The organism is Dyella sp. Tek66A03 (genome assembly GCF_052567735.1).
The window spans coordinates 840,054-858,811 of the sequence record NZ_CP199584.1; the positions used below are offsets into that span (position 1 = coordinate 840,054).

At 64.0% G+C, this 18,758-nt stretch carries 14 protein-coding genes; 8 read left to right on the forward strand and 6 right to left on the reverse strand.

Annotated elements, in window-relative coordinates:
• Positions 1-17 precede the first annotated feature (17 nt).
• The 6 genes from cysD (at position 18) to ACT01B_RS03720 (ending at position 7,208) form a co-directional block, all read left to right on the forward strand.
• The gene (gene cysD / locus ACT01B_RS03695; RefSeq protein WP_445146039.1) at positions 18-920 is read left to right on the forward strand and encodes a sulfate adenylyltransferase subunit CysD; all 903 of its coding nucleotides are present in this window, start codon (positions 18-20) and stop codon (positions 918-920) included.
• Positions 920-2,809, forward strand: a complete 1,890-nt coding sequence (gene cysC / locus ACT01B_RS03700) for an adenylyl-sulfate kinase (RefSeq protein ID WP_445146040.1) — start codon at positions 920-922, stop codon at positions 2,807-2,809. Before cysD ends, cysC begins: the two co-directional genes overlap by 1 nt.
• Before the next feature lie 134 nt (positions 2,810-2,943).
• A complete protein-coding gene (gene gcvT / locus ACT01B_RS03705) occupies positions 2,944-4,044 on the forward strand; it encodes a glycine cleavage system aminomethyltransferase GcvT (protein WP_445146041.1) in 1,101 nt (366 codons plus the stop codon).
• A 96-nt stretch (positions 4,045-4,140) separates the two neighbouring features.
• A complete protein-coding gene (gcvH, locus tag ACT01B_RS03710; protein ID WP_445146042.1) occupies positions 4,141-4,536 on the forward strand; it encodes a glycine cleavage system protein GcvH in 396 nt (131 codons plus the stop codon).
• 726 nt (positions 4,537-5,262) lie between these two features.
• Positions 5,263-5,829, forward strand: a complete 567-nt coding sequence (gene metJ, locus ACT01B_RS03715) for a met regulon transcriptional regulator MetJ (RefSeq protein WP_445146043.1) — start codon at positions 5,263-5,265, stop codon at positions 5,827-5,829.
• 338 nt (positions 5,830-6,167) lie between these two features.
• The gene (locus ACT01B_RS03720; protein ID WP_445146044.1) at positions 6,168-7,208 is read left to right on the forward strand and encodes an energy transducer TonB; all 1,041 of its coding nucleotides are present in this window, start codon (positions 6,168-6,170) and stop codon (positions 7,206-7,208) included.
• A 76-nt stretch (positions 7,209-7,284) separates the two neighbouring features.
• Here ACT01B_RS03720 and ACT01B_RS03725 read toward each other — a convergent pair whose 3' ends face one another.
• Both ACT01B_RS03725 and ACT01B_RS03730 read right to left on the reverse strand, forming a co-directional pair.
• Entirely contained in the window at positions 7,285-8,637 is a 1,353-nt protein-coding gene (locus ACT01B_RS03725; RefSeq protein ID WP_445146045.1) for a serine hydrolase domain-containing protein, read from the reverse strand.
• A 188-nt stretch (positions 8,638-8,825) separates the two neighbouring features.
• On the reverse strand, positions 8,826-10,418 hold the full coding sequence (locus ACT01B_RS03730; RefSeq protein WP_445146046.1) for a GMC family oxidoreductase: 1,593 nt from the start codon (positions 10,416-10,418) through the stop codon (positions 8,826-8,828).
• 63 nt (positions 10,419-10,481) lie between these two features.
• Here ACT01B_RS03730 and ACT01B_RS03735 point away from each other — a divergent pair, with 63 nt between their 5' ends.
• Positions 10,482-11,798 (forward strand): NTP/NDP exchange transporter, encoded by a 1,317-nt coding sequence (locus tag ACT01B_RS03735; RefSeq protein ID WP_445146047.1) that lies wholly within the window; start codon positions 10,482-10,484, stop codon positions 11,796-11,798.
• Between the two features lie 13 nt (positions 11,799-11,811).
• On the opposite strand, the gene ACT01B_RS03740 is transcribed toward ACT01B_RS03735, so the two are convergent.
• The 3 genes from ACT01B_RS03740 to mtgA all read right to left on the reverse strand — a co-directional run bounded on the left by ACT01B_RS03740 (position 11,812) and on the right by mtgA (position 14,116).
• The gene (locus tag ACT01B_RS03740; protein ID WP_266149758.1) at positions 11,812-12,240 is read right to left on the reverse strand and encodes a CBS domain-containing protein; all 429 of its coding nucleotides are present in this window, start codon (positions 12,238-12,240) and stop codon (positions 11,812-11,814) included.
• A 134-nt stretch (positions 12,241-12,374) separates the two neighbouring features.
• Positions 12,375-13,310 carry a glycosyltransferase family 2 protein gene (locus ACT01B_RS03745; RefSeq protein ID WP_445146048.1) on the reverse strand — a complete coding sequence of 312 codons (936 nt, stop codon included), beginning with the start codon at positions 13,308-13,310 and terminating at the stop codon, positions 12,375-12,377.
• Positions 13,311-13,375: 65 nt separating this feature from the next.
• Positions 13,376-14,116, reverse strand: a complete 741-nt coding sequence (mtgA, locus tag ACT01B_RS03750; protein ID WP_445146049.1) for a monofunctional biosynthetic peptidoglycan transglycosylase — start codon at positions 14,114-14,116, stop codon at positions 13,376-13,378.
• Between the two features lie 169 nt (positions 14,117-14,285).
• Here mtgA and hslO point away from each other — a divergent pair, with 169 nt between their 5' ends.
• Positions 14,286-15,146, forward strand: coding sequence for an Hsp33 family molecular chaperone HslO (gene hslO / locus ACT01B_RS03755; RefSeq protein ID WP_445147418.1), 861 nt, complete (start codon positions 14,286-14,288; stop codon positions 15,144-15,146).
• A 768-nt stretch (positions 15,147-15,914) separates the two neighbouring features.
• On the opposite strand, the gene ACT01B_RS03760 is transcribed toward hslO, so the two are convergent.
• The gene (locus ACT01B_RS03760) at positions 15,915-18,752 is read right to left on the reverse strand and encodes an EAL domain-containing protein (protein ID WP_445146050.1); all 2,838 of its coding nucleotides are present in this window, start codon (positions 18,750-18,752) and stop codon (positions 15,915-15,917) included.
• Between the last annotated feature and the right edge of the window lie 6 nt (positions 18,753-18,758).

The window sequence follows — 18,758 nt, forward strand, 5'->3', positions numbered from 1 at the left end:
GGCCAGCGAAGCAACCTATGTCCCCTATGTCCTACCTGGATGCACTCGAGGCCGAGAGCATCCATATATTCCGAGAGACGGCGGCAGCTTTCGAGCGCCCGGTCATGCTCTATTCCATCGGCAAGGACTCCTCCGTGCTGCTCCATCTGCTGCGCAAGGCGTTCTATCCCGCGCGGCCGCCGATGCCGCTGCTGCACGTCGATACGACCTGGAAGTTCCGCGAAATGATCGCCTTTCGCGACCAGGTCGCTGCCGCCGGCGATGTCGAAGTGCTGGTGCATATCAATGAAGAGGGCGTGCGCCAGGGCATTTCGCCGCTGGTCCATGGCTCGGCGGTGCACACCGATGTCATGAAGACGGTGGGCCTGAAGCAGGCGCTGGACAAATACCGCTTCGATGCCGCCATTGGCGGTGCGCGGCGCGACGAGGAGAAGTCGCGCGCCAAGGAGCGCGTGTTCTCGTTCCGCAATGCCCAGCACCGCTGGGACCCGAAGAACCAACGTCCGGAGTTCTGGCACACCTACAACACGCAGATCCACAAGGGCGAAAGCGTCCGCGTGTTTCCCCTGTCCAACTGGACCGAGATGGACGTGTGGCATTACATCCGCCGGGAGGGCATCCCGGTGGTACCGCTGTACTTCGCCAAGCCGAGGCCGGTGGTGGAGCGCGATGGCGCCTTGATCATGGTCGACGACGACCGTTTCACCCTGCGCGAGGGCGAGGCGGTGGCCATGCGCGAAGTGCGCTTCCGCACCTTGGGCTGCTATCCGCTGACCGGCGCGGTGGCATCCAGCGCCGACACCCTGGACAAAATCATCGACGAGATGGCGACGTCGCGCAGTTCCGAGCGCCAGGGACGGGTGATCGACCATGACGCCAGCGCGTCGATGGAGCGCAAGAAGCAGGAGGGGTATTTCTGATGGCCACGATGGAAATCACCCCGGCGCCGGCACAGGACACGACGAACCTGCTGCGCTTCATCACCTGCGGCAGCGTCGACGACGGCAAGAGCACCCTGTTGGGTCGGCTGCTGTACGACGCCGGCATGTTGCCGGAAGACCAGGTTGCCGCGCTGATCCGCGACAGCCGCAAGTTGCACGCCGATGCGCCCGATCAGCTGGATTTCTCCCTGCTCACCGACGGCCTCGATGCCGAGCGTCAGCAGGGCATCACCATCGACGTGGCCTATCGCTATTTCCATACCCAGCGGCGCAGCTTCATCGTGGCCGACTGCCCGGGGCATGAGCAGTACACGCGCAACATGGCCACCGGTGCCTCGAATGCCGAGCTGGCGGTGGTGCTGGTGGACGCACGCAAGGGTCTGTTGGCGCAGACGCGGCGGCACACCTATATCTGCGCCCTGATGGGTATCCGCCAGGTGGTTCTGGCGGTAAACAAGATGGACCTGATCGACTACCGGGACGATGTCTACGCCGCCATCGCGAACGAATACCGCGAACTGGCAGCGCATCTGGGTATCACCAGCGTGCACTGCCTGCCGGTGGTGGCCCCGAGCGGAGACAACGTCGGCCAGCGTTCCGAGCGCATGCCCTGGTATCGCGGTCCCTGCCTCCTGGAGCTGCTGGAGTCGGCCGATACGTCGGCAACGCAAGCGGTCGACTTCCGCATGCCGGTGCAATGGGTCAACCGGCCGGATGCCTCGTTCCGTGGTTATGCCGGCACGATCTGTGGCGGCCAGCTGGCGGTGGGCAGTGAGATCGTCGTGCAGCCGGCCATGCAGCGGGCACGTATCGAACGTATCGTGACGGCCGACGGCGATCTTGCGGAGGCGACGGCCGGCCAGGCGGTGACCTTGACCTTGGATCGCGAGGTCGACGTGAGTCGCGGCGATGTGATCGCCGATGCCACCCGGCCGGCCCCGGTGGCGGACCAGTTCGCCGCGCACCTGTTGTGGATGGGTGATGAGGCCTTGCTGCCCAATCGCGCTTACTGGCTCAAGATCGGCTCGCGTACCGTCAATGCGCGGGTCACCACGATCAAGCACAAGGTCGACGTCAATACCCAGGCCCAGCTGGCCGCGCGCCGGCTCGACCTCAACGAGGTCGGCTACTGCAATATCGACCTCGACCACGCCATACCGTTTGAATCCTATGCGGACAACCGCACGCTCGGTGGTTTCATCCTGATCGATCGGCAGACCCACGCCACGGTCGGCTGCGGCATGCTCGACTTCGCCTTGCGTCGTGCCGCCAACGTGCACTGGCAACATACCGACCTCACTAAGGATGTTCGTAGCGCCAGCAAGGGGCAGCAGTCGCGTTGCCTGTGGTTCACCGGCCTGTCGGGTGCCGGCAAGTCCACCGTGGCCAACCTGGTGGAGCGCCGTCTGCACGCGCTCGGCTACCACACCTATATGTTGGACGGTGACAACCTGCGCCACGGCCTCAACAAGGATCTTGGCTTCACGGCGGAGGCGCGCGTGGAGAACGTGCGTCGCGTGGCCGAAGTGGCGCATCTGATGGTCGATGCCGGCCTGATCGTGCTGGTCTGTGTGATTTCGCCGTTCCAGAGCGAGCGCCGCTTCGCCCGCGGCCTGTTCGACGGCGGCGAGTTCCTCGAGGTGTTCGTGGACACCACGCTGGAGGAATGCGAGCGGCGCGATGCCAAGGGCTTGTACCGCAAGGCCCGTGCCGGCGAGATCCTCAACTTCACCGGTATCGACTCGCCCTACGAGGCGCCCGAACAGGCGGAGCTGCACCTGCGCACCGCAGGCTTGCGCCCCGAGCAGTTGGCCGAGCAGGTGGTGGAGCAGTTGCTCGCGGGATTGGGACCGCATCACTCGAGCTAGATGCACGGGCGCGTAGAGTGCTGCGCTGCACGACGCGGTGATCGATACGGCGACGCACGGTGAACCGGCGTCGCTCGGCTTGGAATGCCTGGTGCCCGCGGCGATAATGTTCCTTTCCCCAGAGCACGACTGCGATGACCGAGAAGACCGTACTTAATGACACCCATCGCGCGCTCGGCGCGCGTATGGTCGATTTCGGTGGCTGGGACATGCCGATCAACTATGGCTCGCAGATCGAAGAGCACCACGTCGTGCGTCGCGATGCCGGCATGTTCGACGTCTCGCATATGACCGTGGTCGACCTGCATGGCCCGCGCACGCGGGACTTCCTGCGTCACCTGCTGGCCAACAGCGTCGACAAGCTCAAGCTCCATGGCAAGGCGCTGTATTCGTGCATGCTCAACCCGCAGGGCGGCGTCATCGACGACCTCATCGTGTATTTCCTGGGTGAAGAATTCTTCCGCCTGGTGGTCAATGCCGCCACCCGCGAAAAGGACCTGGCCTGGATCGAACAGCAGGCCAAGTCCTTCGACGTGCAGGTGAAGGAGCGTCCTGACTTCGCCATGATCGCCGTGCAGGGCCCCACCGCCCGCGCCAAAACCATCGGATTGCTGGCTGAGATCGATCACCAGCGCATGGGCAAGCTGGGCAAGTTCGCCGCCGCCGCCGCGCAGGGGCCGCATGGCATGCCGCTGTTCATCGCCCGTACCGGCTACACCGGAGAAGACGGTTTCGAGATCATCGTGCCGCAGGAGCACGCCGTGGCCTTGTGGCAGGCCCTGGTCGACGCCGGCGTTGCACCGGCCGGCCTCGGTGCCCGTGACACGCTGCGCCTGGAGGCCGGCATGAATCTTTACGGGCAGGACATGGACGAGACCGTGTCGCCGTGGGAAGCCAACCTCGGCTGGACCATCGCACTCGACGAGGGGCGCGACTTCATCGGCCGCAAGGCGCTCGAGGCGCAGAAGGCCGAGGGTGTGAAGCGCGTGATGGTCGGCCTGGTGCTGGACGACAAGGGTGTACTACGTCATGGCCAGCCGGTCCTCACCGCCAACGGTGCCGGCGAGATCCTGTCCGGCAGTTTCGCGCCGACGCTCAACAAGGCGGTGGCCTTTGCGCGCATCCCTTCGGGCGAGCCGGGCGACGTGCGCGTCGACATCCGTGGCCGCGAAGTACCGGTGCGCGTGGTGAAGTACCCGTTCGTGCGCGACGGCAGGCCCTGCGAAGGCATTTGACCTCGACGGCAACATCACGACCGGTGTTGCCATAAGAATGAAGCGGCTAGAATTGCTACTTCATCCCCGACCCAAGACCAACGACTGGATTCGATCATGAGCGAGATTCCCGGCGATCTGAAATTCCTCAAGTCCCACGAATGGGCCCGCGTCGAAGACGACGGCCTGGTTCGCGTGGGTATTTCCGAGCATGCCCAGGGCCAGCTCGGTGACCTGGTGTACGTCGAGCTGCCGGAGATCGGCGCCAGCGTGCAGGCAGGCCACGGCGTGGCCGTCGTCGAGTCGGTCAAGGCCGCCTCGGACATCTACAGCCCGGTGTCCGGCGAGATCGTGGCGGTCAACGAAGGCCTCAACGACAAGCCCGAGACGATCAACGAAGACGCCTTCGGTGACGGCTGGATCTTCCTGGTTCGCGCCAGCGACCGGGCCGAGCTGGATGAGCTGCTCGACGCCAATGCCTATGCCGAACTGATCGAGAACGAAGACCACTAAGTCCGCGTTCGCCGCTTCACCCGACGCCGGCCGCCCCAAAGCGGCCGGCGTCTTTTTGAGGGGAGGGGCCGCGGCGATCCTCATCACGTAGCACCGACATTGGCGGGTGCCACTGCATCAACCGGATGATCGGTTCGCCGGCAATGCATGCGTCGAGAGGAAACCCCTCAAGCGCATCATCGGGTGACATCGGCAGCCGGGCGAGCGGCATTTTGGTCGCTGCAAAAGTTACCGACGGCTATGCCGATAGATGTCCATGACGTACACCCGGAAGGGGTTCGCAACGGCGTGTCGGGTTTGGATGAAGGGGCTTCGCGACCGATTCGGAGTCCGATGGACGGGTCAGACGACCTTCTTTCGGGGTTGGCCGAGCAGATCATTTAAGTCGTGTTTTGTTCATTCTCAAGCCCCCTCATGGGGCACCCAACTTGCCCTATGTATTCAATGAAATACGTGGTGAGTGAGTGCATTGGCGCAGTGTCTCGGGGTGGCTTGAAACACCTTGTTTTAAGCGGTTTTATTGCATTAACTGGTTATCTAGGTGGATTTGAATTTAGCGGTATGGACGTCCGACTAGAAATACCCTTTGACCCCCTCAGGCCTTGTCGGGCGGGGGTTTGGACCCTGCTGGGGGTGGGTGAAACGAATTGATTTTGTAGCTAAAATCAATTGACAGTTGAAATCTTCAGGAATAGCTTTCGCATCGGAACACGGAGAACGGGTGCTATGGCAACATCGAAATTCATACCGCCTTATATCGAGCATGGAGAAAAGGCCTCTGCAGTACGCAAGATCACGGTCTCGATCCCGCTGCACGTTCTAAGGCCCCTTTCTGACGAACGCACCCGTCGTCAGGTGAACAATCTTCGGCACGCCACCAATAGCGATCTGCTTGTGGAGGCGTTCCTACATGCTTTTACTGGGCAACCACTGCCAACTGATGAGGAGCTGAGACGAACTATGGCCACTGCCAAGAAAGCCGCTGCAAAGAAGCCGGCCGCCAAGAAGGCGTCCAAGAAAACCGCCGTGAAGAAGGCCGCCGCGAAGAAGCCGGTTGCCCGTAAGCCGGTCGCCAAGAAGGCTGCCAAGAAGGTCGCCAAGAAAGCTGTCGCCAAGAAGCGTCCGGCGGCCGCCAAGAAGGCTGCTGTAAAGAAGGTCGCTGTTAAGAAGGTCGCGAAGAAGGTAGCGAAGAAGGCTGCCAAGCGGACCGTGAAGAAGGCTGCCGCTGCCAAGGTGGTGAAAGCCACCAAGACCACGAAGACCGCCAAGGTCGCCAAGGTCGCGAAGAAGTAAGTATTAACTTACATAACTAGCTTCACCGACTTTTCTCCCCGCGGTGCCCAGCGCGGGGAGAGTCTTCGAAAGCGCGATTCGTCCCGGCCTTTGCCGGGACGCTTCGTTTCTGGGGTACGAAAAATTCTTAGATGACCTCGGATGTCGCCACGATGACGCGGCCGTGACCTACCGGCCCGGTCCTGATCTCCGCGACGTGACGCCACGCACGATTTGCCGTGGTGCCACATTACGGTTACCTTTCGTACATCCGCGCCGCGGCGAGCCTGGGGAGGTTCCCGCTCCTGGATTCACAGGGGGAAAAAGCGCGGGTATCTGGTGACACTCAGTGAGAGACCATGGATACCCGATATAAATGTCATGCGCGTCGCCGTGCGCGCGGGGCCGTTCGGCCAGCCGCCATCGCCATCGTCGCCGTCGTCGCCGTACTCGCGTCGGCGTCTTGGTTCCTAATCATCAAGCCGCATCAGGACTTGGTCGAAACTGACGTTGGCGCACATCCGTCGACGCCGGTAGTGGCCGGTCGTGAGGCGCCTCCACCGCCGGTCAACGTGGCGGCGATGAGTACCAACCAGCTGCTCTCCGAGGCCCGCAAGGCCGTCAATGAGCAGCGCCTGCTGGCGCCCGCCGGCAACAATGCCTTCGAGTTCTACCTCAAGGTGCTGGAGAAGCAGCCAGGCAACCAGGTCGCGACGGATGCGTTGCGCGAGACCTTCCCGGTCGGCTCCAGCGTCGCCGAACAGGCGATCAACCAGCGCGACTTCAACGAAGCCCAGCGGCAGATCGATCTGCTCGCCAAGGCCGATCCGGCGAACTACACGCTGACGATCCTGCGTTCGAAGCTGGACGCCCAGCGCAAGCTGCAGGACCGCGAGCAGCAGCAGGCATCGGACAAGGAGAAACAGACGCAACTGGCTGCCCAGAAGGCCGTGTCCGACAAGGCCGAGGCCGATCGCCAGGCGGCCGAAGCGCAGCAGAGGGCGCTCGCCGAACAGCAGCAGAAGGCTCAGGCACGTCTTGCCCAGCAACAGCAGACATCGACCGAGTCGGCGCGGCAGTCGCAGGCAAGCACAGCAGGCGTGGCGAACGAAAGCGCGAATGCTGCCGGCTCACACGGTGCGGTGCTGATGAGAAATGTCAGTCCGCGCTACCCGGCGACGGCGATGCGATCCAACCAGGAAGGTTGGGTGGAGCTGACCTTCACCGTCACGCCGGAGGGCAACGTGGATGATGTGAAGGTGGTCGATGCGGAGCCACGTCACGTGTTCGATCGCGCGGCGGTCGAAGCGGTGAGCCGTTGGAAGTATCAGCCGGCGACCCAGAATGGCTCACCGGTGCCCTCGCAGGACAAGCGTCGCATCGTCTTCAAGCTCAACTGATCGGTAGCGGTCCGCACGGACGTGCGGACCGAACGAACGACGAGGCGCTGCATGTTCATGCAGCGCCTTTTTGCTGTCAGGGGCCGGATGATCCCGAAGATGGGTCAACGGTCAGCGGCTGGTGGCGTGCGTGACCGCTCGCCGCGGTCTTGGTCTTGCTGCGCGTCTTGCCCTTGGCGGTTGCGGCCGTCTTTGCTGGCGCATCGCTATCGAGGCCAGCCCAATCCACATGTGGCAGGCCGAGCAGGCCATCCAGGACTTCGGGCATCAGGCCCGAGGGGACCGGGCCAGCGGAATTCCACAGCGTCACCACGCCAACGTGATATTTCGGAAAGAAGCCGATCATCGTGCGATAGCCTTCGACCGCACCGGCATGGAAGACCAGGGTCTCCCCGCCGTACTCGAACACGCGCCAGCCGAGGGCGTAACTGGCGTCGCTCAAGCGGGCGCGTCGCCATGGCGTGGAGCGCAGTTCGACCGGGGTAGCGACTTCCGGCGAGTGCAGCATTTCCAGTAGTTGGGGTGGCAGCACGTCGGGGCGGCCGCCCATCTGTGCAATCAGCCACTGCTCCATGTCGCGCAGGCTGGCGTTCACGCCAGCGGCGGGCGCCACGCGGTAATAGGCTTCCTTGGGTTCGAAGGGCAACCAGCCACCGCCGCTGGGGCGATGCGGGCGTGCCCAACTCTTGCTCGCCTCCAACGCTTCGCGGCCATAACTGGCGGTCTTCATGCCCAGCGGGAAGAAAATGCGCTTGTCGACCTGGCGGTTGAAGAAGTCACCGGTCTGCGCGTAGATCACGTCGCCGATCAGGCTGAAGGCGACGTTTTGGTAGCCATAGCACTGGCCCACGCCGCAGGTGAGGTCGACCTCATTGAGTTTACGCACCAGTTCCTCGTAGGGGATGTTCTCCTCGAGCATGTTGTCGTAGGTGTTCTTGGGCAGGCCCACGCGCTGGCCGAGAATGTCGCGCACGGTCGCCTGCTGCTGCGCCGAGCCGTCCTTGAGTCTGAAGAACGGCAGTACGCTGGCCAGCTTGGTATCCCAGTCCAGCTTGCCTTCGTTTACCAGCACGCCGGCCAGCGCCGTGGCAAATGCCTTGGACAGCGAGGCCAGGCGAAACACGGTTTCCGGCGTCACCGGCTCGCGCGTGGCGGCATTGGCGTAGCCGATGGTGTTCTCGAACACGACCTTGTCGCCCACCACGACGGCCGTCGCCAGGCCCGCCACCGAATTGCGCTCGTCGAGTTTCTGCAACCACTGCTGATAGGCGTCCAGCGTTTCCTTGACGCGATCGGCGGGCAGGGTGGGCGACAGCGCGGAGGCACCGGCAGGCTGCGCCGCCGGAGACTCGACCGGGCCGGCCACCAACGGCCCACTGGACAGGCCCAGTGCCGCGGCGATCAAAAGGGGCATCGTGCGTAACGTCATACTACTCGAACGCTGTGGTGGAGCCTGCTGGCGCCGTTGCAACTGGATCGGCGCCGGACAGGCCGGGCCAGGTGGATGCGCGTCGGATCCCTCCGTGACGCCTGGCCGAGAGTAACCCAGGTCAGGCCGAAAGTCCCCGTTGCCAGGTATGCGTTGAAGCGGTCTGCGAGTAGGGGGGGCTGCTGGCCCTATCCCTTCAAAGTTTCGTTCAGGATCAAGGCGCTGGCGCGCTCGGCGATCATGATGACGGGCGCATTGGTATTGCCGCTCGGCAGGCTCGGCATCACCGAGGCGTCAACCACGCGCAGGCCATCTACGCCGCGCACACGCAGCTCGCTGTCCAGCGGCGCAGCGGCATCGCTGCCCATGCGGCAGGTGCCGACCGGGTGATAGATCGTCTCCGCCTTGCGGCGTATGAAATCGACATAGTCGGCGTCGGTGCTTAATGCGCGCTCCGGAAACACCGGCGCACCCCTGTACGGAGTAAAAGCCGATTGGGCCAGGATCTCGCGAGAGAGACGAGCGGCTTCCATCATCCGCTGCAGATCGTGGCCTTCCGGATCGCTGAGATAGTTCGCGTGGATGGCAATCGGTTGCGCTGGATTGGACGAGCGCAGGCGCAACCGACCGCGGCTGCGCGGGTGCAGATAGCAGGCGTGCACCGTATACCCAAAACCGGGTAGTCGATGACGACCGTGATCGTCGAGCAGCGCGGGCACGAAATGGAATTGCACGTCGCAGCGCTCGTCGGTGGCCAGGCGGCTACGCAAGAAACCACCGGCTTCGGCCACGTTGGAGCTGCCCGGTCCATCGCGATGACGCAGGAAACGCCAGCCCGCCGCGAGTTCGTTGAGATGGTCGTAGGTGATGCGCTGGGTGCTGCCGTCGAGCGTGCAGATATCCAGATGGTCCTGCAGGTTGGCGCCCACCTCGGGCAGATCGGCCACCACGACGATGCCCATCTCGCGCAAATGATCGGCGGGGCCCAGGCCCGACAGCATCATCAGTTGCGGCGTGTTGATCGCGCCACCGGCGAGGATCACCTCGCCCGCCTCAAGCAAGGCCGTCTCGCCCTGCAACTGCACGCCAACGGCGCGGCCGTGGCGGATGACGACGCGGGCAACGGCGGCCTTCGTGCGCACCTCCAGGTTCTCCCGCTGGCGCACAGGCTGCAGAAAGCCGGTGGCAGTGGAGCACCGCGCGCCACCGCGCTGGGTGACCTGATAGAGACCAAAGCCTTCCTGTTGTGGACCATTGAAGTCATCGTTGCGTGCATGGCCGGCGCTGGCCGCCGCTTCGATGAAGGCTGTCGATAACACGTTGTGATAGCGCAGATCACTGACGCCGAGTGGCCCACCCGTGGCGTGCAGTGGGCTGGTGCCGCGGCTGTTGTCCTCGCTCTTTAAAAACCACGGCAGCACCTGCGGCCACGACCAGCGCGCATCGCCGGTTGCGCGCGCCCAGGCGTCGTAATCGCCGGGCACGCCGCGCACGTAGCACATCGCATTGATCGAACTGGAGCCGCCGAGTGTCTTGCCACGAGGCCACCATAAACGGCGGTTGAGCAACTGCGGTTCCGGCTCGGTGCGATAGTTCCAGTTGAGTCGGCGGTTGTTGGCAAGGCGCGCGATGCCCGCCGGCATGTGGATCAGCGGATGCCAGTCGCTGGGACCAGCCTCCAGCAGCAGTACGCGCTTGCCAGCGTGCGCACTCAGTCGATGGGCCAGCACGCAGCCCGCCGAGCCCGCACCCACGATGATGTAGTCGTAAGTCACGCCCATTCCCCCGTCCATGCCCGTCATAGTCGCATGCTAGTCTGTGCCCGACTCCGGCTGGATACGCCAGTGAATACCCCTCGACCCGCCGCAGCGAACGAAGGCCTCGCCTCGACCCTGTCGGCCGTCGCCTTCTTCTTCGTGATGACGGCGTATTACATCATCCGGCCCGTGCGCGACCAGCTCAGCGGCGCGGTCGGCTCGCAGTCGCTGCCGTTGTTCTACGGCAGCGTGTTTGGTGTGATGTTGTTGCTGACGCCGGTGTTCGGTGCGCTGGTGGCGCATTTTCCGCGTAGGCGCCTGCTGGGCTGGACCTACAGTTTCTTCATCGCCTGCCTACTCGTTTTCGTGCCCGCCTTCGTGGCGCAGGATCGCATTGGCGCACGCCAGCTGGGCGTGGTGTTCTTCGTCTGGGTCAGCGTGTTCAACCTGTTCGTGGTGTCGCTGTTCTGGAGCTTCATGGCGGACATCTTCCACAGCGTGCAGGCGCGTCGCGTGTTTCCGTTGATCGCGCTGGGCGGCATGGCGGGCGCCATCTTCGGCCCGCTGGTGACCAAGCTATTGGTGCAGACGATCGGCGTGGCGCTGTTGCTGATGGTATCGGCGGGCGCTCTTCTGGCCGCGCTTGTCGTGTTGCTGGCGCTTTCTTCGCGCCTCGATTGTCGCTCGCCGATGCAGCGCGATGAGGTCATCGGCGGTTCGCTGTGGGCAGGCATCAAGGAACTGTGGACGCGACCCTTCCTGCGCTACATGGCGATCCTGATGGTGCTGGGCGACGGCATCGGTACGCTGGCCTATGCGCTGATGGCGGACTACACCAAGATCCATCTGCCGGACAAGATCGCGCGAACGTCCTTCTACAACGATCTGGATCTGGCGGCGAATATCCTTGGTGTGGTTCTGCAGCTGACCTTTACCCGCTGGTTGCTGATACGCCGTGGCACGACGTGGGGACTGGTCGTGCCGTCGCTGGTCAATCTGGCGTTGCTTGGTGGCTTGATGATGCTTGGCCACGGCAATCTGTCCCTGCTTGGTTTCGCCATGCCGATGCTGTCGGTGACGCTGATCGGCTCGCGCGGTTTTGCTTATGGCATGACCAAGCCGGCGGTAGATGCGCTGTATACGCGGGTACCGCGAGAGACGCGCTACAAGGGCAAGAATTTCGTCGAGACGGCGATCTGGCGCTTCGGTGACGTTGTGGTCACCAGCGGCGTGAATTTGCTGGGCAAGTTCGGCGTGGCCGTGGGTGGCATGGCGGCGATCGGTGCGGGCGTGTCGGCACTGGCCACTTGGGTGGCCGCACGCGCGGGTCGTTCGCCCGACCTGCTGCCAGAGCAGCAGGACGAACCGGCAAACGTGGGTCAGGCGCGACCGGCCGAAGCCTGAGCGCCTGCTTTGGTCAGCTGGTGATATAGCGCTGCAACTGTTCGATCTGTTCGGCTTGCGCGTCGATCACTTCTTTCACCAGGTCGCCGATCGAGATCACGCCGATCACCTGCTCACCGCTGACCACCGGCAAGTGGCGAATGCGGCTGTCGGTGCAAAGGCGCATACAGTCGAACACATCGGTGTCCGGACCCACCGTCAGCGGCGGACTGCTCATGATCTCCGAGACCGCGGTCTGGGCGGAGGACCGCCCTTGCAGGATCACCTTGCGGGCATAGTCGCGCTCGGAAAGGATGCCGACCAGTCGTTCGCCTCGCATCACCAGTAACGCGCCGACGCGGCGTTCCGCCATGTGCTTGATCGCATCGAGTACAGGTGCGTCCGGTGCGATGCTGTAGATGTCGTTGCCCTTGCCTTCCAGCAAATGCTTGACTTGACGCATGCTTGAACCTCCCACGCGACCGCGGACGGGCCGCATGCCGTCAGTCTAGCGCCGCTGCGGGCCACATGGTGTTGGTGGGATGTGAAGCTGCTAGAGACGACTTGAGGGCGCGCGCGGCAGGCACCGCGAGGTCGTCATTTCGCCCGATGGGATCGCTGTTCTTCGATGAAATACAGCGGCCGTTGCTTGCTCTCAGCGTAGTTGCGGCCGAGGTACTCACCGATCACGCCCAGCGCCAACAATTGCACGCCACCCAGGAACAGGATCGCCACCATCAACGACGGGTAGCCTTGTACGGGGTCGCCGTGCAAGGCGGCCTTGCCAAACACCCATAGCCCATACAGAAAGGCCACCAGCGAAGACAGCAGGCCCACCCAGGTGGCCAGTCGCAGCGGCGCGGTAGAGAACGACGTCACACCCTCCATGGCCAGCTGCAGCAGTCGCCAGTAATTCCACTTGGTCGAGCCGGCCTGGCGCGACTCGCGCAGGTAGTGCACGGCGGTCTGCCGGTAGCCAATCCAGGCGAACAGACCCTTCATGAAGCGCTGACGCTCGCGTAGCTGGCGCAGCGCGTCCAGTGCCCGGCGCGACAGCAGGCGAAAGTCGCCGGTGTCGCGCGGTATCGGGGTATCCGACAGGCGTTCCATGCCGCGGTAGAACATCGCCGCGGTGAGGCGCTTGAAGCCGGTTTCGCCAGCGCGGGCGGTGCGCGTGGCATAAACCACGTCGAAGCCTGCGTGCCACTGTTCCACCAGCGAGGGAATCAGTTCAGGCGGGTCCTGCAGGTCGGCATCGATCACCACCACAGCGTCCGCATCGACATGGTCCAGGCCGGCCGTCAGTGCCGCCTCCTTGCCGAAGTTGCGGGAAAGCTTGATCGCCCCTACGCGCGGGTCACGGGCCAGCAGCTCCTCGATCAGTCGCCAGGTCGCGTCGGTGCTTCCGTCGTCGACGTACAGCACGCGGCCATCCAGTGGCAGCTCCTCAAGCACGCGGCCTAGCCTGGCATGGAAGGCTTCCAGCACGGCGACTTCGTTATGGGCGGGCACAACGACGGTTAGGCGGGGCATGGGCGGCGCCAAGGATGCTGGAAAGGATGCTGCATGCTAGTGCAGTGGCGCCGCGGCGGCGAGCGTCAACGTTGGCGTTGTGCGCGCGGTGGTCGGCGGCTCTGTAGATAGTCCGGGCCGCCAAGCTGAGCCATCTGCTGTTGGATCCAGTTGGCGCGTCTTTGCACATAGGCGCTAGGGTTGTCGGCATGCAAGAGCCGAGGGTTGGGCAGTACGGCCGCCAGCCGCGCCGCCTGGGCCGCGCTGAGGCGAGCTGGCGGTTGGTGGAAGAACGCATCGCTGGCTGCGCCAACGCCGTATATGCCATTGCCGAGCTCGGCGATATTCATATAGACCTCAAGAATGCGCTGCTTGGGCCAGGTCAGCTCGATCAGCACCGTGAAATACGCCTCCAGCCCCTTGCGTACGAAACTGCGACCATTCCACAGGAACAGGTTCTTGGCCGTCTGCTGGCTGATCGTGCTGGCGCCGCGCAGGCGCCTGCCCTCGTCAGCCGCGTCCATGGCGTTCTGGATGGAGTCAAAATCAAACCCATGGTGGAACGGGAACTTCTGGTCCTCCCCGGCCACCATGGCCAGCGGTACATACGGCGACACCTGTGACCATGGCACCCAGCGCTGGCGCAGCTGGAAGCCAGTCTCACCGTGGATAAGCGCGCCCAGTCGCCGTTCCATCATCACCGCCGAGCTCCACGGCGGCACGAAGCGCAGCACCAACACCGCCAGCCAACTCAGTGCCAGCCAGGACACGACAAGGATCAGCAGGGAACGCAGCAGGCGGACAGGAAACGGGCGTCGTGGCGTCATGGCGATGTGCTGGAGAGGTTGCAAGCAGTATAAGTGCCGACAGGTGGCAGCCTGACCGCCTGGATCAGCGGCCGTTGAGCTGCCGCGGCACTGCCCCCACCTACTGAGATTGTTCTTGGGAGGTCTATCCGTGGAAACCGTGCTTGTCGAAGATGTGCTGCACCGCTTCATGCTCGAGCGCGCCGGCGTGCGCGGCGTACTGGTCCAGCTGGGGCCGGCCTGGCGCGAGATAGCGGGCCGTGCGGAATACCCGGCCGCCTTGCACTCGGTGCTTGGCCAGGCCATGGCTGCCAGCGCGCTGCTCACCGGCAACATCAAGCTGGATGGTGCGCTGTCGGTCGAGCTGAAGAGCGATGGCGCGCTACGCATGCTGTTTGCCGAATGCACTGACCAGGGCCGCCTGCGCGGCCTGGCGCGCTGGAATGATCCCTTGCCGGAAGTGCTGGATCTGGCCGCCCTGCCCAAGGCCATCATGGCCATCACCATCGGTCATGCCGAGCGCGGCCAGCGTTACCAGGGCCTGGTCGATCTGCAGCATCCGAACCTGTCCTCGGCGCTGGAGAATTATTTCAGCCAGTCCGAGCAGTTGCCTGCACGCATCGTGCTGGCTGCCGATGGCGAGCACGCGGTGGGCCTGATGCTGCAGAAGCTGCCCGGCGAGGGTGGTCACCATGCCGTGGAAGATGAAGACGCCTGGACGCGCATCCAGCATCTCACCGCCACGCTAGGCGACACCGAGTTGTTGACCACCGCGCCCGAACAGCTGCTGTACCGCCTCTATCACGAGGAATCGGTGCGTCTGTTCGAACCACGTCCGCTGGCCTTCGGCTGCAGCTGCTCGCGCGAGCGGGTGGAAGCGATGTTGCGCGCGCTGGGGCGCGACGAAGTCGAAGCCACCCTGGAGGATCGCGATGGCGAGATCGAAGTGATCTGCGAGTTTTGCGCCCAGCGCTATACGTTCGACCGCATCGATGCCGAGCACCTGCTCAGCGCGAGTCCTGCGGCAAGCGCGCCGACCACCGCGCAGTAGCGATCGCACGCTCTGCTCCTTCTCCCCGGAGGGGAGAAGGCTGGGATGAGGGGCGGGTGCTCGCGACATCGCTAAAGCTCAGCGTTATGGCAAGGGTGCCGCTTACGCAGCGGGCGTTCCGAACCGCTGCCGCGGTCCGGGTCACTTTTCTTTTGCTGGCCCAAAAGAAAAGTAACCCAAAGAAAACGGCCTCTAGAGCTGGCAGCACTACGTGGGACAGAAGCGTTGGAAGGTCGCGATGATCTGATCGTTGCCGGCCCATGGCGCGAGACAGCCGCTACCCCGCAACGCGCCGATGCGATGAGGACTTAAGGCTGGCTTGACCGACGGTCGAGACGTTTGCTCAACCGAGAGATGGCCACAAGGCGCATGCCTTAAGCCCTCTGCGCGCCGGCGCGTTGCGGGGTAGCGGCTGTCTCGCGCCATGGGCCGCAACTTCTCCGCCTGGCGATGCCCTTCAGGCTCGTGTCCCGCGCCATGCTATGAGCTCTTCAGGCCATTTTCTTTGGGTTACTTTTCTTTTGGGCCAGCAAAAGAAAAGTGACTCGAGCGCCGGCAGGCGATCGAAACGCCCGCTGCGTAGGCGGCAAGCTGGCCATAGGGCCCAGTTGTCGCCCAATCGCGAACACCCGCCCCTCATCCCAACCTTCTCCCCGGAGGGGAGAAGGAGCAAAGCGCGTCGGCAGGCGGTTGAAATGCCCTCATTCTTCCTCGGCCTGTGCGCAAACAGATCCCTGCTCGGGCCAGCTAGTGGTATGGAACAGCTTCTTAGGGCAGCGCGAAATGGTGTTCGCGCTGCAGCCACACTTCGGCCATCTTGGGCGTGGCGAACAGAAAGCCCTGGCCGTAACGGCAGCCGATGCGCAACAGGGCGTCGCGCTGCTCTTCTTCCTCGATGCCTTCGGCAATCACCTGCATCTGCAGCGAGTCGGCCAGCGCCTGGATCGCGCGCACCACGGCCGTGCCGTGTCCGCCCTCGCGCGGCAGTTCCACGATGAACGAGCGGTCGATCTTCAGCGTTTCGATCGGGTACTGGTGCAAATAGCTCAACGACGAATAGCCGGTGCCAAAGTCGTCGAGCGCAATGCTGACGCCATGCGAGCGCAGGTTGTCGAGCATGCGCTTTACCTGGATGGCGTTCTCCAGCAAGGCGCGTTCGGTGACTTCGATGCGCAGGCAGTGCGGCGGCAGGTGATGGGACGCGATCAGGTCGAGCAGGCTGCGATCCAAGTCCGGCGAGCGGAAGTGGCGGCCCGAGACGTTGATGCTGACGAATCCATCGGGACCCGCCAGTGCCTCGGCCTGCGTGCATACCTGTTCGAAAATCTGCCAGTCGATACTTTCCGCGCAGCCGCTCTCTTCGGCCACGGCGAGGAAGTCGCCCGGCGTAAGCAGGCCACGGTCGGGATGGCGCCAGCGCAGCAGCGCTTCGTAGCCCACAGTACGACCGGTCTTCAGCTCCACGATGGGCTGGTAGAACGGTACGAACTCGTTGCGGCTCAGGGCACGGCGCAAGTCGCCCTCCATCTCGAGCAGGGACAGCGCCTCGCGGCGCAGGCGATCGTCGAACACCGCCGCGCGATGGCGACCCTCGTCCTTGGCGCGGTACATGGCAGCATCGGCGTCGCGCAGCAGTTCTTCAGGGCGCTGATAATGCGGGCTGGGCAGGGCGATGCCGATCGAGGCCGAGGTGAAGATCTCCTTGGCGCCGAGACGGAACGGCGTCTGCAACTCGTCGATAATGCGCTCGGCAATCAGCAGTGCCATCTTCGGATCGGTGATGCCTTCGGCCAGCACGGCGAATTCGTCACCACCCAGGCGTGCCACCACGTCGCGCGTTTTCAGGCAGGCGCGGATGCGTCCACCGACCTGGAACAGCAGGTCGTCGCCCACCAGGTGGCCCACCGAGTCGTTGATGACCTTGAAGCGGTCCAGGTCGATAAAGAGGATGGCGAACAGTTCCTGCGTATCGCTGTGGTAGCGCTGCAGCGCCTGTTCCATGCGCTGGAGCAGGAGGGTACGGTTGGGCAGGCCGGTCAGCGAGTCGTGCAGCGTTTCGTACTTCAGGCGGCGCTCGACCCGCTCGCGCTCGGCGATCTGCTCGCGCAGGTCGCGATTGGCGAGCGCCAGCGCGCGAGTGCGCTCGGTCACCCGGCGCTCAAGGCTCGCATAGGCCTGCTTCAGCGATTCGGTGGTGTGCTTGCGTTGCAGGGCATTGGCCACATGGTAGCCGACGAAGGTCAGCAACTCTTGGTCGCGCACATCGTAGGTGTGCTCGGGCGAGTAGCTCTGTACGGCCAGCACGCCCATGGCGCGGTCACCCCAGACCAGGGGCACGCCAAGCCAGCAGACCGAGCGCGAACCCCGATGGGTGAGTTCACCCAGGCGCGACAGGCGTTCGAATTCCTCCGGGTCGGCCAGCAGCGGCTTGGCATGGCGCAACACGTACTCGGTCACGCCACGGCCGTGCGCGCGCGGCAGGCGAATCGTGTCGAATTCGTCGACGGAGTAGGGAAAGCTGAGCGTCTTCTGCTCTTCGTCCAGCAGCGCAATATAGAAATTGCGCGCATACAGCAGGCCGCCGATCACGCGATGGACGGCGGCGTAGAAGTTGTCCAGGCTTTCCGAGGCATTGGCCAGTTCGGCAATGCGAAACAGCGCCGCCTGCAGCCGCTCGCCACGCTGGCGCTGCAGCACCTGTTGGCGCAGCACGCGGTTGGCCTCGCGCAGCGCGGCCGTGCGGCTGGAGACGCGTCGTTCCAGCTCTTCGTGCGCTTCGCGACGCTCCAGTGCGGTCTGCACATGCTTGGCCACGTAGCTGAGCAGCTCGCGGTCGTGCTGGGTGTAATGCGTGTCCTCGCGATAGCTTTGCATCACGATGCCACCCACGACGCGGCCCTCGCGCAGCAAGGGCACGCCCAACCAGTGCTCGCATACCGGGCCCAGGAGCACGAAGCGGCCCTGGAACTGCTGGGTCAGTTCGGCCACCGAACCCATGATTGCCTGGCCGCATTGCAACAGGTTCCAGGTCAGGCTGTGACGCATCTCCTGCAGCGGCACGCTCTCGTCGGGCGAGGGCGGCTCCTTGTCCATGGTGTCGACGTAGTACGGGAAGCGCACGCTGTCGGTGGCTGCGTCGTACAGCGCGATATAAAAGTTTTCCGCATACATCAGGCTGCCGAGAATGGCGTGCAGCGAATGCATCATCTCGGTCATGTTGTGCTCGGCGCTCGCCTGGTCGGCGATGGCATAGAGCGCGCGCTGCAGCCGCTCGGCTAACGCGAGTCGCGAAATGGCCTCATACAGCCGCGACGTTTCGGCCAGCTGGCGCAGTCGGGACGCCGACAGTCGGCCGAGCCAGGCCAGATGGTCGTACAGCGAGTCCGGCGTGACGGCATCGGGCAACTCCAGCACCAGGGTGCGCAGCCCCTGCGGATCTTCGGCCAGATCCAGTGGGGTGGTGCCGTCGCTGGCGGAGGGTTCGTCACCGATCAGGCGCCAGTGCAGACGCCCGCCGATGCCGAGTTCGCCCAGCATGGCTTCGCAAATCTCGAGCACGCTGGCGGCGTCGGAAGCGCGGAACAGCCGCTCCACGGCCGCATGCATGGCAGC

Coding starts and splice junctions, on each gene's coding strand:
- ACT01B_RS03730 (WP_445146046.1), bottom strand. CDS start 10,418: ATGGGCGTGACTTACGACTACATCATCGTGGGTGCGGGCTCGGCGGGC.
- ACT01B_RS03745 (WP_445146048.1), bottom strand. CDS start 13,310: ATGCCCCGCCTAACCGTCGTTGTGCCCGCCCATAACGAAGTCGCCGTG.
- metJ (WP_445146043.1), top strand. CDS start 5,263: ATGGCAACATCGAAATTCATACCGCCTTATATCGAGCATGGAGAAAAG.
- cysC (WP_445146040.1), top strand. CDS start 920: ATGGCCACGATGGAAATCACCCCGGCGCCGGCACAGGACACGACGAAC.
- mtgA (WP_445146049.1), bottom strand. CDS start 14,116: ATGACGCCACGACGCCCGTTTCCTGTCCGCCTGCTGCGTTCCCTGCTG.
- ACT01B_RS03740 (WP_266149758.1), bottom strand. CDS start 12,240: ATGCGTCAAGTCAAGCATTTGCTGGAAGGCAAGGGCAACGACATCTAC.
- gcvT (WP_445146041.1), top strand. CDS start 2,944: ATGACCGAGAAGACCGTACTTAATGACACCCATCGCGCGCTCGGCGCG.
- ACT01B_RS03760 (WP_445146050.1), bottom strand. CDS start 18,752: ATGCATGCGGCCGTGGAGCGGCTGTTCCGCGCTTCCGACGCCGCCAGC.
- gcvH (WP_445146042.1), top strand. CDS start 4,141: ATGAGCGAGATTCCCGGCGATCTGAAATTCCTCAAGTCCCACGAATGG.
- ACT01B_RS03725 (WP_445146045.1), bottom strand. CDS start 8,637: ATGACGTTACGCACGATGCCCCTTTTGATCGCCGCGGCACTGGGCCTG.
- ACT01B_RS03720 (WP_445146044.1), top strand. CDS start 6,168: ATGGATACCCGATATAAATGTCATGCGCGTCGCCGTGCGCGCGGGGCC.
- cysD (WP_445146039.1), top strand. CDS start 18: ATGTCCCCTATGTCCTACCTGGATGCACTCGAGGCCGAGAGCATCCAT.
- hslO (WP_445147418.1), top strand. CDS start 14,286: ATGCTCGAGCGCGCCGGCGTGCGCGGCGTACTGGTCCAGCTGGGGCCG.